General features: G+C 45.2%; 12 protein-coding genes. 3 read left to right on the top strand and 9 right to left on the bottom strand.

Going from position 1 to position 13,619, the window contains the following annotated elements; translation table 11 throughout:
* The first annotated feature begins 1 nt into the window (after nucleotide 1).
* Nucleotides 2-1,330: a tetratricopeptide repeat protein gene (locus QZW47_RS06500; protein WP_293125254.1), complete on the top strand. Its 1,329-nt coding sequence runs from the start codon at nucleotides 2-4 to the stop codon at nucleotides 1,328-1,330.
* A gap of 72 nt (nucleotides 1,331-1,402) precedes the next feature.
* Here the strand turns inward: QZW47_RS06500 and QZW47_RS06495 are convergent, their stop codons facing one another.
* The gene (locus QZW47_RS06495) at nucleotides 1,403-1,924 is read right to left on the bottom strand and encodes a GNAT family N-acetyltransferase (protein ID WP_293125252.1); all 522 of its coding nucleotides are present in this window, start codon (nucleotides 1,922-1,924) and stop codon (nucleotides 1,403-1,405) included.
* A gap of 85 nt (nucleotides 1,925-2,009) precedes the next feature.
* Nucleotides 2,010-2,570, bottom strand: a complete 561-nt coding sequence (locus QZW47_RS06490) for a GNAT family N-acetyltransferase (protein ID WP_293125250.1) — start codon at nucleotides 2,568-2,570, stop codon at nucleotides 2,010-2,012.
* A gap of 199 nt (nucleotides 2,571-2,769) precedes the next feature.
* Between QZW47_RS06490 and QZW47_RS06485 the strand changes: the two genes are divergently transcribed.
* Nucleotides 2,770-4,815, top strand: a complete 2,046-nt coding sequence (locus tag QZW47_RS06485; protein ID WP_293125248.1) for an ABC transporter ATP-binding protein — start codon at nucleotides 2,770-2,772, stop codon at nucleotides 4,813-4,815.
* Nucleotides 4,816-5,229: 414 nt separating this feature from the next.
* Here QZW47_RS06485 and QZW47_RS06480 read toward each other — a convergent pair whose 3' ends face one another.
* The 7 genes from QZW47_RS06480 to QZW47_RS06450 all read right to left on the bottom strand — a co-directional run bounded on the left by QZW47_RS06480 (nucleotide 5,230) and on the right by QZW47_RS06450 (nucleotide 11,141).
* Nucleotides 5,230-5,448 (bottom strand): hypothetical protein, encoded by a 219-nt coding sequence (locus QZW47_RS06480; RefSeq protein ID WP_293125246.1) that lies wholly within the window; start codon nucleotides 5,446-5,448, stop codon nucleotides 5,230-5,232.
* Between the two features lie 27 nt (nucleotides 5,449-5,475).
* Entirely contained in the window at nucleotides 5,476-6,693 is a 1,218-nt protein-coding gene (locus tag QZW47_RS06475; RefSeq protein ID WP_293125244.1) for a DNA double-strand break repair nuclease NurA, read from the bottom strand.
* Between the two features lie 339 nt (nucleotides 6,694-7,032).
* The gene (locus QZW47_RS06470; protein WP_293125242.1) at nucleotides 7,033-7,830 is read right to left on the bottom strand and encodes an HAD family hydrolase; all 798 of its coding nucleotides are present in this window, start codon (nucleotides 7,828-7,830) and stop codon (nucleotides 7,033-7,035) included.
* Between the two features lie 155 nt (nucleotides 7,831-7,985).
* Nucleotides 7,986-8,720 (bottom strand): DUF928 domain-containing protein, encoded by a 735-nt coding sequence (locus tag QZW47_RS06465; RefSeq protein WP_293125240.1) that lies wholly within the window; start codon nucleotides 8,718-8,720, stop codon nucleotides 7,986-7,988.
* 203 nt (nucleotides 8,721-8,923) lie between these two features.
* Nucleotides 8,924-9,664, bottom strand: coding sequence for a DUF928 domain-containing protein (locus QZW47_RS06460; RefSeq protein WP_293125238.1), 741 nt, complete (start codon nucleotides 9,662-9,664; stop codon nucleotides 8,924-8,926).
* Nucleotides 9,665-9,893: 229 nt separating this feature from the next.
* Nucleotides 9,894-10,022 (bottom strand): hypothetical protein, encoded by a 129-nt coding sequence (locus QZW47_RS06455; RefSeq protein WP_293125236.1) that lies wholly within the window; start codon nucleotides 10,020-10,022, stop codon nucleotides 9,894-9,896.
* Nucleotides 10,023-10,061: 39 nt separating this feature from the next.
* Nucleotides 10,062-11,141: an RNA-guided endonuclease TnpB family protein gene (locus tag QZW47_RS06450; protein ID WP_293125234.1), complete on the bottom strand. Its 1,080-nt coding sequence runs from the start codon at nucleotides 11,139-11,141 to the stop codon at nucleotides 10,062-10,064.
* Between the two features lie 233 nt (nucleotides 11,142-11,374).
* On the opposite strand from QZW47_RS06450, the gene QZW47_RS06445 reads away from it, so the two are divergent.
* The gene (locus QZW47_RS06445; protein WP_293125232.1) at nucleotides 11,375-13,159 is read left to right on the top strand and encodes a CHASE2 domain-containing protein; all 1,785 of its coding nucleotides are present in this window, start codon (nucleotides 11,375-11,377) and stop codon (nucleotides 13,157-13,159) included.
* Nucleotides 13,160-13,619: the final 460 nt, after the last annotated feature.

The raw sequence follows: 13,619 nt of genomic DNA, 5'->3' as shown, positions 1-13,619 counted from the left end.
GATGTTTCGTGCAGGGCTGCCGAATCGCGGCAATTATATTTCTTTTATGAGAAATTCTGTGCCATTTGGGTGCTTGCTTTTTTTGTGGCTGTGTACTGGTTCTATTGCTAGCGCCCAAACTAATCCACCACCCCAACCCCTCGATCAATTTTCTCCTAATCCTCTAGAAATTACCACACCCGATCCCCTAAAGCCCGCTACTGAATCTTTGAGCAATACTCAGCGGGACGAACTGACAGCGGCGCTGCAACAGTTAAGCTTAGAAGCAGCCGCTAAACTGCAAGCTGGAGACGGGGCTGGTGCTTTTGATATTTGGTTCCGAGAATTGCGGCTGCGGAGGTATCTTGGCCCGGCGGCGGAAATTGCTGCTTTGAGTCGGGTGGGAAGTGTGGCTTGGAGTAGCAATAAAAACCTCGAACTTCAGCTTATTACTAAACGGTTGCAAGCAATTCAAAAACAAGTCAAATCAGAAGTATCGGTGAATGCTGAGTTGCTCCCGGCTTTGGCTGCGGCGTTTCAGCAGGTGCGCGCTAAAGGCCCGACTGTAGAAGTTTACCAACAAATTCTCGATAATGCGCGCCAAAGTCAAGATATATTGGCTCAGGGTCAGACTTTAAAGGCGATCGCCCTGATTCACATCAATTGGCTCAGTTATGATAAAGCGGCTCCTGTGTATGAGGAATTGGCAACTTTAATTCAGGAAAACCGCGCTGTATTTGCGGCTAATTCTGCTGTACCAAATTCTGCTGTAACGGCGGGAAACGGCGCGCCGCCGCAGCCTGTTACTCCTCCGACGGAGGTGGATGCTTTGAGACAGTTGGCCTACGTTTACCAGCAGTCGAAACAGCCCCTCAAGGCGATCGCAGCCCGGGAAAGACTGGCGGCGGTGTATGTAAATTTGCAAAATCCGGCTGCGATACCGCCGCTCAAAATGGCGATCGCCACCGATTACCAAACGATCGGTCAAATCAACTTAGCAGCTCAATACTACCAGGAAGCCTACAATTTAGCAGTTCCGATTCAACAGTACGCCCAAGCCAGCGAAGCTTTGGAGAAATTAGCATTGCTTTATCGATCGCAAAAGCAGTGGGAGCCGACTGTGCGGATTTATCAAATGCAGTTGCTGTTAGAAGAACGGGCTTACAATTGGTACGGATTGATGAGTGCTTACGACAATCTAGGTCAAGTTTACCAGGAAATGAAGGCTTACGACAAAGCTTTGGCAGCCTATCAAAAGGGATTGGAAGTCGCGAAAAGATTGGGACACAGACAAGAGTATTTTGACAAGAAGATTATCAAAGTTAACAAGCAATTACAAAGGACTTCGTAGGTGTCTGCTGACAACACTGTCAACTTATGATATCAGTCGTTGAAATGTCGTAAAGTGCGATCGAAACGCACCCTACGAAGATACTCGGGACTGGTAACATTCTTGCGAAATAGAATAATACACTACATCAGTTTCGTAATAATGAGCATTTTTTTCATATTTCATGCCCACTTTCTGGATCACCCGCTGGGAGGCGATATTTTCCGGGCGGGCGATCGCAACTATTCTCTCCAATTTTAATATTTTAAATCCATAGTTTAGACTAGCAAAAGATGCTTCAGTCGCCAATCCTTGATTCCAATAAACTTTATCCAGTGCATAGCCAAGCTCAACTTCCGGTGTCTTGTCCAGAAAAGCCAGTCCGCAGCGACCAATCATTTTACGATCTATCTTATGTACTACAGCCCACATTCCGAAGTTGTTTTCTTCCCAACGTTTGAGCATGGCATGAATGGCGCTCTCTGTTGCTTCTCTAGTTCTAACTCCTCTGAGGTATTTCATTGTTTCCGCATCGCTGTAGATGCGGTACAGCTCATCTAAATCGTCTGGCGTAAATTGTCTCAGATACAATCTGGGTGTTTCTATTTCTTGCATTTTTAATATATATAATTAACAGCGCGACATTATGATACCATTTTGGGTAAGTATGGCTCCCCAAGATTTGGTTGAATTTCCTTACTCAACTCAACTCAGCTACTTTTGACTGGTAGATTTTTCGCGAAATTGAATAATATACTCGATCGCAATCATCGAGGTTATGCTGGTATCTCATCCCCACTTTTTCCATTACCCGCCGCGACGCGATGTTGTCGGTATCCGCCACAGCCACAATTTTTTCTAGTTTCAATGCTTCAAATCCATACTTGAGGCTAGCCGCTGCAACTTCCGATGCTAAACCTTTCCCCCAATACGCTTTTGCTAACACATAACCGACTTCTACATCAGGTGTTTTGCCTAAAAAGCGAAGCCCCCCGTCGCCAATCAATTGGTTATTTTCTTTATTGACAACAGCCCACAAACCGAAAGCGTGTTTTTCCCAATCTGCGATTATCTGAAATAAATCTGCTGCTGTCTCTTCTCTATTTCTGACGCCTTCGCTCACATACTTCATAACTTCGGCATCGCTGTAGATGCGGTACAGCTCATCTAAATCCTCTGGCGTAAATTGTCTCAGATACAATCGGGGCGTTTCTATCTGTCGGGATAAAGAATTTGCTAGAGCTGTAGTAAAGGATTCCATAATTTAATTGACTGCATTTGCTACAATTATTACTTGGAGATATTTTACAGCTTTTTTGCTCAAAGAGCGATCGAACTTGGAAAGCCAGTCCTACAAGCTGCGGAACAAAAAAATCTGACTATCCCGAGCAAAAACCCCGAAATTTAGCAGCCAAATCGCTTCTGCAATCTAAAATCTAAAATCTAAAATCTAAAATCGAATGACCATTTCCTCATCAGTAGCAGACACCAAAAACCAACCCCGCCGCGATACAGACTGGCGGTTATTCCTGAGGTTGGCATCTTACGCAACGCGCAGCAAACGCTTGCTGATGATTTCGATCGCACTATTAGTACCCCTAGCAGTCTCAGGAGCAATTCAACCGATTCTCATCGGACAGGCTATTTCGGTAATTCGAGCGGAACCTACCTATGAATTCTTGCGAGGATTGCCTTTATCTACTGCATTAAATGTTTTAGCCATTTTGCTGATGCTAACTATAACATTTAGATTGGCACTGCAATCAGTTCAAGGATATTTAGTCACCAAAGTAGGGCAAATTATTACTACTGATATTAGAAATGATTTGTTCGCCCACGTCACATCCCTAGCAGTCAGATTTTTCGATCGCACTCCTGTCGGTAAATTGATGACGCGCCTCACCAGCGATGTAGAAGCTTTGGGGGAAGTTTTTTCCGGCGGGGCGATCGGAATTGTCAGCGATTTATTTTCAATTTTAGTAATTGCTATTTTCATGTTTACCATGCAGTGGCAATTAGCTTTAATGTTGGTAACGATGATGATACCAATTACCGCCCTGATAATTTATTTCCAATACCAATATCGGCTCGCAAATTACACTACCAGAGAAGAACTTTCCGATCTTAACGCCCAACTGCAAGAAAACCTGACTGGTATCGGCGTTGTGCAGCTATTCCGCCGCGAAAGATTCAACTCAGAATTGTTTAGCGTCACCAACAAACGCTACATTAAAGCCGTTGATAAAACTATCTTTTACGACTCAGCGGTATCTGCAACCTTAGAATGGATTGCTTTAGTGGCAATTGCAGCCGTTTTGTGGCTGGGCGGTCAAAAAGTTCTGCAAGGTACGATTAACTTTGGTACTCTGTCGGCCTTTATTTTATTTGCTCAGCGTCTCTTCGATCCGCTGCGGCAATTTGCGGAGAAATTTACGGCAATTCAAGCAGGATTTACTGCCATCGAACGGATTAGCGATATTCTCAACGAACCGATCGAAATTAAAGATCCAACTAGCGGGGAGAAGGAAGAAAGTTCGGCAGCGAGCAATGTGCGGGATGTAGCGGATGTAACGGATGTTAAGAAGAGGGAAGAAGGAAGAAGCGGATATTATTCACCGCTGCTGATTGCAGGTCATCCAGAGGCTTTTGCCTATAATTTATCTTCAGATGAGGAAGAATTGGTAGAGGATAATCAAACTCCTGTAAGTTCTGAATATCGCCTATCAGCTAACAATCAAAAATCGCTAGTTGTTCATGCTGAATCAAAGCAAGCCGCATCCGGAGAAATCCAATTTGACAATGTGTGGTTTGCGTACAAAGAGAATGAATATGTGTTGCAAGACCTCAATTTTACCATCAAATCGGGCGAAAAAGTCGCATTAGTCGGCCCTACGGGTGCGGGCAAAAGTTCGATTATCCGTCTCCTGTGCCGCCTTTACGAGCCCACGCGAGGCAGGATTTTGGTTAATCATGTGGATATTCGCGATTTACCTCAAGCGGAATTGCGAAGACACGTAGGGGTGATTATTCAAGATGGCTTTCTATTTGCTGGTGATGTGAAGAGCAATATTAGCCTGGGTGAAAGTTACTCGATGGAGGAAATTCAAGCAGCAGCAGAAAAGACGAATGTTGCTCGTTTAATTGAAGAGTTACCTCAAGGTTATGACACGCAATTGCGGGAGAGGGGAACCAATCTTTCGGGGGGACAAAAGCAGTTGTTAGCGTTTGCTCGCGCGGCTATTCGCAACCCGAGTATTTTAGTTCTAGACGAGGCAACTGCTAGTTTGGATGTGGGGACGGAAGCTTTGATTCAAGAGGCTTTGGAGCGTTTGATGGTGGACAGAACGGCGATAATCATTGCTCACAGGCTCTCGACTATCCGAAATGTCGATCGCATTTTGGTGCTCAAACGCGGGCAATTAATAGAATCTGGTAGCCATGAAGAGTTGTTGCAACTAGAAGGTTTGTATGCCAGTTTGTACAAGCTGCAAATGCTCGGCAGTTAGACAGCAATGAAAAGCGTTCGTAGTGAGGACTTTAGTCCTTCTTTAATCAAAAGGGTTCGTAGTGAGGACTTTAGTCCTTCTTTAATCAAAAGGGTTCGTAGTGAGGACTTTAGTCCTTCTTTAATCAAAAGGGTTCGTAGTGAGGACTTTAGTCCTTCTTGATGCGGACTAAAGTCCTCACTACGAACCAATATTATTGTTGCAGTAAGAAGGTTTGTATGCCAGTTTGTACAAGCTGCAAATGCTGGGAAGTTGACAGTTGACAGAAGATCCCCGAGCGGAGTCGAGGGGTTGACAGTTGACAGTTGACAGTTGACAGAGGGAATATTTTTTCCTAAACTTGGCAGATTTTTGGTTTTAGATTTTAGATGCGATAACAAATCTAAAATCTAAAATCTAAAATCTAAAATCGAATCATTTGCCAAAAATTATTTTTCCAAGGGTTTGTGGCAAGTGAGTTATGTGTTGAAAAAGTTGACTTGGCCCGATACCAAATAATAACTGCATCGCCAGAACAATTGCTGCTATAGAAAGTGCTGTACCAACGCTGGCTTTCAATACTTTAAATGCCCAATTAAATACTAACCAAGATACCAGTAAGGAAGCAATTAAGATGATTAACTCTATTGGCATATAACATTTTTAACTCTAATTTTTAATTCAAGCAATACTGCCGCGTTTCCGGGTTTCCTTGTTAGAAATACCGACATTTTTTAAACCTGCTTTAATCATTTGCTGCTCTAACAAAGCGAAAAAGCTACTTCGATCGCCCCCGGTGACAACTGCTTGGTTGTGGGCTTCTGCTAGCGTCACGGGATAACCACCGCCTTTGTGTACTTGAGCCAGCATCATTCCTAATGCTAAATCTAGCTGTGTCCGATCTTGTGCTACCCATTCCGGCACTTCTATTCTAGCAATTTCTGTACCCACATGAACGTAACAAAAATAGATGGGATTGACACCGTATAAATCTAAAATTCGAGCGTGGGATTTCCACAACGGGCTTCTTTGTCCGGGTAGCAGGATTGTGGCCCACAAGACGGCATCTCGCAAAGGTTCAAATTCTTGACAAGGTGCTTTGTCATCGAAAGCACTGGTGGCGGAAAATCCGACGTTGGGACAGTTTGTCATGCAGTCTGGTACTTCGTGGGTGCAAGCTTGAAACCGCAAAAAAGATAAGCTTTCGGTGCTGCGAGAAGCGCTTAAGTATCCTAATAGGGGAATTTTGGCAACACGCAATTTGTCCCAAGCTTCTAAAATTGGCTGCAAAATTCGATCGCGCGCTTCGCTAGGTAACTGTTCCAAAAACCAATAAATCAGGGAACCATCTACCATTGCTAAAGTTGGCGCCGGCAGTTGATTGTCATTAGCTTTTGCCCAATTGCAGCCCATTTCTGCGAGGGCGATGGCTTCGGAAACGGCGCGCTTGTATCCCATCCACTCTTCGGTTCTAATTCCCCACTGCCGCGAAGCATACAAGTCTTCGGGTTTGTAGAAAACTTCGGGTACGCTGTCTAATAGAGGATGGCGGCTTTGCCCGTAGTGCAGCATGACAATGCCGACGTTGATTAAGTAACAGTAGGCGATTTCGTGATGGCTGGGCGAAATTTGCGATCCGTCTGTGGCGAAGACTGTGTGGGCGGCGGGCGGTGCGGTGATGTAAGTGCGATCGGACAATGGCTCGATCGGCGTAGCTGCATTGAATAAAGTGCGATCGTTCCAACTCTCTTGCAATTCTACCAAATTTTCCTGGTCTACCGCCGCTGTTTCCAGCAAATTTTGAGCGACTAGCAAACGCTGGCGAGCGGCTAAAGCCTCCACATTCAAATGTTGGCTCATCCCCTGCATTGCCTTGGCTGCTTTAGTTAAATCGAGCATTGGTTTTAAGTGTCAATATAGCAATTCTCAAGTGAGGAAGGTGCAGATTGATAATATCTTCTTAGAGAGGTTCGTAGTGAGGACTTTAGTCCGCAAAAAGCAAAGGACTAAAGTCCTCACTACGAACCTATTTAACTGGTTTCAAGGCTCTGCCTTGGAACCCATGCCCAGAGGCTCTGCCTGGGCACAGAATTTGGAGGCTCTTCCTCCCGATCTGCGTTACCAGGCACAGCGAAAGTAACGAGTAAACGAGTAAAAAAGTCAACAAAAAAATGAAAAATATTGAGTGTTTTTTATTGTGAAAACCCAAAAAAGTCCTACCTGCAAACAAGTCTAACATTAACATTCGTCAGGCAACCAATCGGCAAAATCTCCGGCAAACTGCGACAGAGAAAGCAATTGAACGGGTGGATTTTGGGCCACAGATTCCCGTTCAGCCAAAGTATTGTAACCCCAATCAGCCAAAAACAACTTCACCTGAGATAAATCCGGCTGCTGCTTCACTGAGAGCAAAGTTTTTAACCGATCTTCCACAAACCAAATAGTCGTATCTTTGCCAGATGCTGCCAAAAACTCCCGCAAAATTTGGTGTTTCGGCTTATTGTATTCCTTGCCAAAAATCAACTCCGACGGCATTTGTACGCCCGCTAGCTGCAATAGTTCTCGCACAAAACGTCCTTCCTTGGTGGTGACGATCGCGACTTTCACCGCACTGTCTTCTTGCAAACACCGCAGGCGATCGGCTACTCCGGGATAAAAGCGGTGCAAAGACAGCCACCCAGCTAAATCCTCAGCAATCCAATTATCGCGCAGCCCGTCTAACATCGCGCCGACAGACTGGGCTTTCAAATTATTTTCGGTCAATAACTGCGGGACAATATTCGGCCAATCTTGCAAAATTTGTTCTTCCGTAATTCCTGTCAGCAGGGCGCGAATCAACAGGGGCATTTCCCAACCGGTTTCGATGGCTGGGCGCACTCGGTAGAAACTCAAGGCTAAATCTGGATCGGGCACTGTTTCGACTGGTTTCCAGATTTGGCAGTAGGCACGCCAAGCTGTTTGGAAATATTCGATTAGTCCGTCACAAATCACACCGTCAAAATCTAGGGCGAGAATTGTTGGAAAATTATTAATCATCAATCGATTTTAGATTTTAGATTTTAGATTTTAGATTTGGGTGAATACAGCAGATTGCAGATTTATTCGGTACATTCCAGAGTCCTTACGGGACACGACATTGCCATGTCCCTCTTCTGTGTACCTCACATACCTCAAGAGTCCTGTAGTCTCGATTAAAAAGAGTCAACTAGCGGTTTATCTGCCAGCGCTTCTAGTTTTTGGGACTTCAACAATTGCGTCCACTCGGCCTTGAGACTCGCATCGTCGGGTGCTGTTCGCCGCATTTGGGCTAGAGTAGCCAGAGTCTCGTACCAAATGCCATTTTTAGCATAGGCCATCAGCCTCACTCTCGGGTCGGGATTTGCTAAATCGCTTTTGAGATTTCCCTGCGGTGCAATTCGCTGCATCCATCCTCTAACAATATAATCTCCTGAGCGCTCTTGAGGATCGCAAGCTAGTGCAAACGACCATACATATCGCTTCCCAACTTCAATATTTTTGGTCTTGTCTTTATCAGAAATGCTAACTCCTACAATTCCGGCTTTGTCAATTTTTAAACTAGATTCGTAAACTACTTCAGATTCATCTTCGTTTAGCAAAACAAACTCGACTTGAGCCGCCGGTTGAGAAACGTAGACAAAAAATGTGGGCGCCTCTGTTAGCGTTAAGCCAATATTGCTTTCAGGTATTAAGGGAGTAATCGATAAACCTTTTTGCAACTGACAGCCTCGATGCGTTCCCCCTTGTCGGTTGTCGGGGGCTGTGACATCTGGAGGTTTGAAATTAACATTCTGACTCAGCAAAACTGGTGGTGGTACAGCTTGGATGGGCGGGAGCAAACTGGGGAGAGTTACGGAGATCGCCAATACGGCGATCGCCAGTGCAACTCGGTTTATAAAACGTTTCATTTTTTTTATTAGATAAATAAATCTTCGGTAGGCATTTTTACTTTGATTAGCTAAGAGTTTGTTCACCAACTTGTAGAGATGTTCTCGATCGCCTCTCTACTGTTAACCCGGAGTTTTAAATTAACTCCGGGCGCGATCGGCTAAATTTGTGAGTTTTCACATCCTCACATCAAGATAGAGAAAACTTCAACCAATAGCGAGTTTTAAAGGGGCCCAACCAGCGGTTGAGCTGCCACTGATTCCAGTCCTTGGGACTGCAACAATTCCGTCCACTTCGCATTCAGCTTGGCATCTCCCGGTGTCTGGCGCCGCATTTGGGCTAAAGTAGCGAGAGTTTCGTACCAAATCCCATTTTTAGCGTAAACGTCCAGCCTCGTCATCGGGTCAGGATGTGCCACCAAATCCCTTTTAAGAGTTGCCTGGGGTTCTATGCGCTGCACGAATCCTTTAGTAACTAAATCTGCCGATCGGTCTTCTGGTTCGCAAACCATGGAAAACGACCACACGTATCGCTTGCCAACTTCCAAGGATTTATTGCTGTCACTGCTAGCAGGAATTGCCACTCCCACAATGCCGGCTTTTTCAACTTTAAATGTTTTTTCATAGACAACTTTGTCCTCGTTTTCGGTCAGCAAGGTAAACTCTATTTCTGCTGATGTTTGAGGTAAGTAGACAAAAATTGTGGGAGAATCGGTGAGAGTTAAACCGATATTAGTGGGAGGTACTAAAGGAGTAACAGATAAACCCGCCGGACAAAGCTTGGAACCGCGATGTGTCCCTCCTTGTCTGCCGCCCGGTGCTGTGACGTTGGGAGGCCGGAAATTTACACTCTGACTCAGCAAGAACGGCTCCGATTGTGCCCGCACTCCTGGTGCACTGGCGAGGGTAGCGGATAAGCCAGATATGGCGATCGCTAGTGTAGCTCCATGTAGAAAACGTTTCATTTTTTTTGTACCTTTCACTATAATATTGCAAACACAGATACTCCCTGCTGGCGACCAATATTTTTGAGAGGCTAGTCTCAGCGCGCAGATACACAATTTCAACCTTGACATATCATCAATAACACTAATTAATTCGATCGGCAAGTGATTCTGGGGCCCAAAAATCCCCTGGCAGACCTTGGAAGTATCATTGCATACACATTCGCTGGCGGCCGACTGTAAAAATTTGTTACAAAGCAATCGGAGTTTCCGGGTGTTCTAAGATGGAGGAAGTGTCGCACAGGTAGCTGTCAGGGGCAACAAATGCTGTGCTTTTGACATACTCCCCGGCGTGAACGCACGAGGATTCTGAATTCAAACAGCAATTGCAGGCAAAGCCTGTCTTACATCGCCTAGCTCAACGGTGGATGCCCCCACCGCACAAATATTTAAGGCTGCATTGGAGTCTCGGTCGTTTACCGAATTGCACTCGCGGGCAGCGCCAAACTCTAACTGATAACTCAAGGCTTTCAAGAACATGACCACAACAACTACAGGTCTTAGAACTCGGATACCAGCGGTCGATGCAGACAACCTGCTTGCCCTTCTTTTTAGCAACCCACTCCAAGATTTGCAAGAACTCTCGGAATGCCAGATCACTGATCTTGCGCCCCCAAAGTCTCTGCATTCCCTTAAGGTTCAGTGTTTCAAAGCACAGCACGTCAAACTTATCTATCAATTTATGGGCAAGTTTCCAAAACCAATCAGAGCGACGGTTAGTTACGTCTTCATGTTTGCGGACGAGATGCTTTCTAGCCTGCTCTCGATTAGCAGAACCCTTCTTTTTACTCGACAGTTTCCGCGAGGCTTTTGTGATTTCATTGATCGACTGCTTCAGGAATTGGGGCGATTCAATCTTGGAGCCATCAGAGCAAGTGAGGAAAGTTTTCAAACCAAAATCAAAGCCAGCGATTCTACTCGTCTCGACTTCAATTACCAACTCAGAACTATCAACGACCACAACCATAAAAAGCTCTCCCAAAGAAGTTCGTTTAATGGTCACAGTCTTAACCGTTCCCTCAATCTCTCGACTGTTCCAATACTGGTAGACTCGACTCCCAATTTTGATACGGTTGCCACCCAAGAATTTATAGCCTGCTTGCTTCAGCGTGAACGATTTATATTTTCTGACTTTTTTAAAGTTGGGCGGCCTAACTCCTTTTTTGTGGTGCTTGAAGAACAGTTGGTACGCCTTCTCAATCCTCTGGCAAATGTCCTGTACAGCCTGAGAACCAACAGACTGCCAGAACTGATTACGCTTGCGAATCTTGGCGATATGAGCTTGAAGTTTGGCGCAGTTCAGATGCTTTTTGAACATCCGATAGTACCGTTTATGCAGCGCAATTGCGTGGTTATAGATCACCCCAGCAGCATTGATTTGCAGCTTCAGGTATCGATTTCGATTGTGCTGATAAAGTTTGAACTTCAGTGTTTTCATGCTACTATTATACAGCATTTTTCTGTACAGAATCATGAAGAAAAGATTGGATTTCAGGAGAGAAGAATCGGAGCTAGAAGTCCTTGAAACTTATTGCAAAGTTGTAGGCAGAACAAAAACCGATGTTCTCAGGGAGTTAATACGGTCGCTCTCCAAGAAAAAGCCGTCAAGGGAAGGACGGGGCTTTAGACCCATTTCTCTGGTAAAAAGATGCAAATTTTCATGGTGGGCTCATGACTAAAATATTTAACAAAATGCGATCGGCAGCGGCTCAATTCAGTCAAAAGTATAAATCATCACTCTTCTTTGCTAGGTCGGTATTAATTGCTAGCACGGCAGTAACGTTATCCTTGGTGGGGGGCAGACAGCTAGGAATACTCGAACCAATTGAATTAACCGCCTACGACCAAATGGTGAGGTGGCGTCCCGATTCCCAGCCCGACTCGCGCTTGCTAATTGTGGGGATTACCGAGGCAGACATTCAGAAACTGAAGCAGTGGCCGATATCCGATCGCAAAATAGCTGAAATCTTACAAAAACTCGAAAAAATGCAGCCGGCAGTCATTGGCTTAGACGTGCTGCGAGACGTACCTTTAGGAGACGGGCGCGAGGAATTAACTAAAGTTTTACAAAAAAGCGATCGAATTATTGGGGTATGTTTAGTCACCGACGGCAGCCCCAACAATCCCGGTTCTCCGCCGCCGCCAGGAATGCCAGAAAACCGGGTGGGATTTGCAGATTTTGGAGTCGATCCCGGCGGCATACTACGCAGGGCTTTATTATTTATGAAACCGCCGACAATTGAGGGTACGTCCTCAGCCGACAAGCATCTTTGCAATGACAGTTCTCAGGTTTTATTTTCCTTTAACCTCCAGCTAACACTCCGCTACCTGCAAGGGCAAAAAATCTTGCCTGAACTGGCACCAGACCAATCTCTATGGCTGGGAAAAACCCAATTAAAACAACTAGAAAATAATGACGGAGGATACAGCAATGCCGATGTCAGGGGATATCAAATACTAATTAACTATCGTGCGCGGCAGCAAGTCGCAAAGCAAGTCACAATTACTGATATTTTAGAAGGAAAAGTAGATCCAAATTTAGTTAAAGATAAAATAGTTCTCATCGGTTACACCACAGAAACGGTTAAAGATTACTTTTATACTCCTTACAGCGCGCAACAGCAAAATAACCAATTCATGCCGGGTATTGTGGCGCACGCCCAAGTAATCAGCCAACTTTTGAGTGCTGTTTTAGACCAGAGACAGATGTTTTGGTTTTGGCCGGAATGGGCAGAAGTTCTGTGGATTTCGGGATGGTCAATTGTGGGAGGAGCCGTGGCGTCGCGGATGGCTCACCCAGCGCAGTTGGTACTGGCATTTGGAGGGCTTCTGTCGGGGTGTTGCGCGATCGGCTTTGGGATTTTTATGTTGGGAGGGTGGGTGCCTGTGGCAGCCCCAGCCTTAGCATTAATCCTCACTGGTGGCAGTATTATATCGGCAGACAGATTTAATAAAGCTGGGTACGGGAAAGCAATTAGCGATCGAGTCAAACAAGTCTTCAAAATCGAAATAGACCAAGCCAAAAAAGAACAGCAAGTCGCAGAAATTACCGAATCTGATTTCTTTAAGGAATTGCAGCAAAAGAAAGATAAACTGAGAATTAGCAAAAAAGAAACCTCTGAACCACCACCTTCCCCACCCCAAGAAATAACTGCAAGTGTCCCCGAGCTTCCCCAAGCAGAAAGTCAGCCAGACGAATACTTAGCTCAGTTGCAGCAAAAAGCCAAACAGCAGAAGCAGCGCGCCGCCGCGACTGCTGCCGAAAACGCCTCAAAAACAGGTGCGATCGATGCAGGCGGCACTTCTAGCGGGAGCGAAACTAAACCCGATGAGGAGTTCAGCGATTTGCAAGCTAAGGCAAAACAGATGCGACAGCGCCGGAGCCAAGAAAAAAAGATCGAAGATCAAAAGACTGATAATTTAGCAGGTAAGGAGGATTTGGGAGGCAAGGAATAATAAAAGACAAACTCGACGGTATCAGACATTGTATCATAATTTATTGTCGCCGTTTCTTGCCCTGATAGTTGGAAAAACTACAGTCAAATATGACCCAATAGGCTGGGGATTATACAGTCATGAATTCTTTCGTGACTGTGTAACACAGATAGAGAGATGGCTTGGGGTGTCGTAAGCTATTGCTCGGGTGCAGGAGATAAGAGACGATCCTTAACCCCGACCTATTAAAATATCACTTATAGCAGTTCGATCTCCCATATTCACGGAGGTTTAGGGTAATGGGGAAAAAGGCAATCGCTAATAAAAGAAAAACGCAATCAATAAACAGCTTGGCTCGTGCCGCAGATGGTGTCGTGTCAATCACCCATTACCCATTACCTTTTTCCCGATTACCAGACATAGCTCATCTTTTTGAGACTCGGCTGTATTTTCCCTGGGTACGCTGTTAGCCCGGACGCTC

The sequence above is a fragment of the Microcoleus sp. bin38.metabat.b11b12b14.051 genome, from assembly GCF_013299165.1.
GTDB lineage: Bacteria > Cyanobacteriota > Cyanobacteriia > Cyanobacteriales > Microcoleaceae > Microcoleus.
Note: the sequence above shows the minus strand (reverse complement) of the source record. Positions and strands in the feature narration are given on the sequence as shown.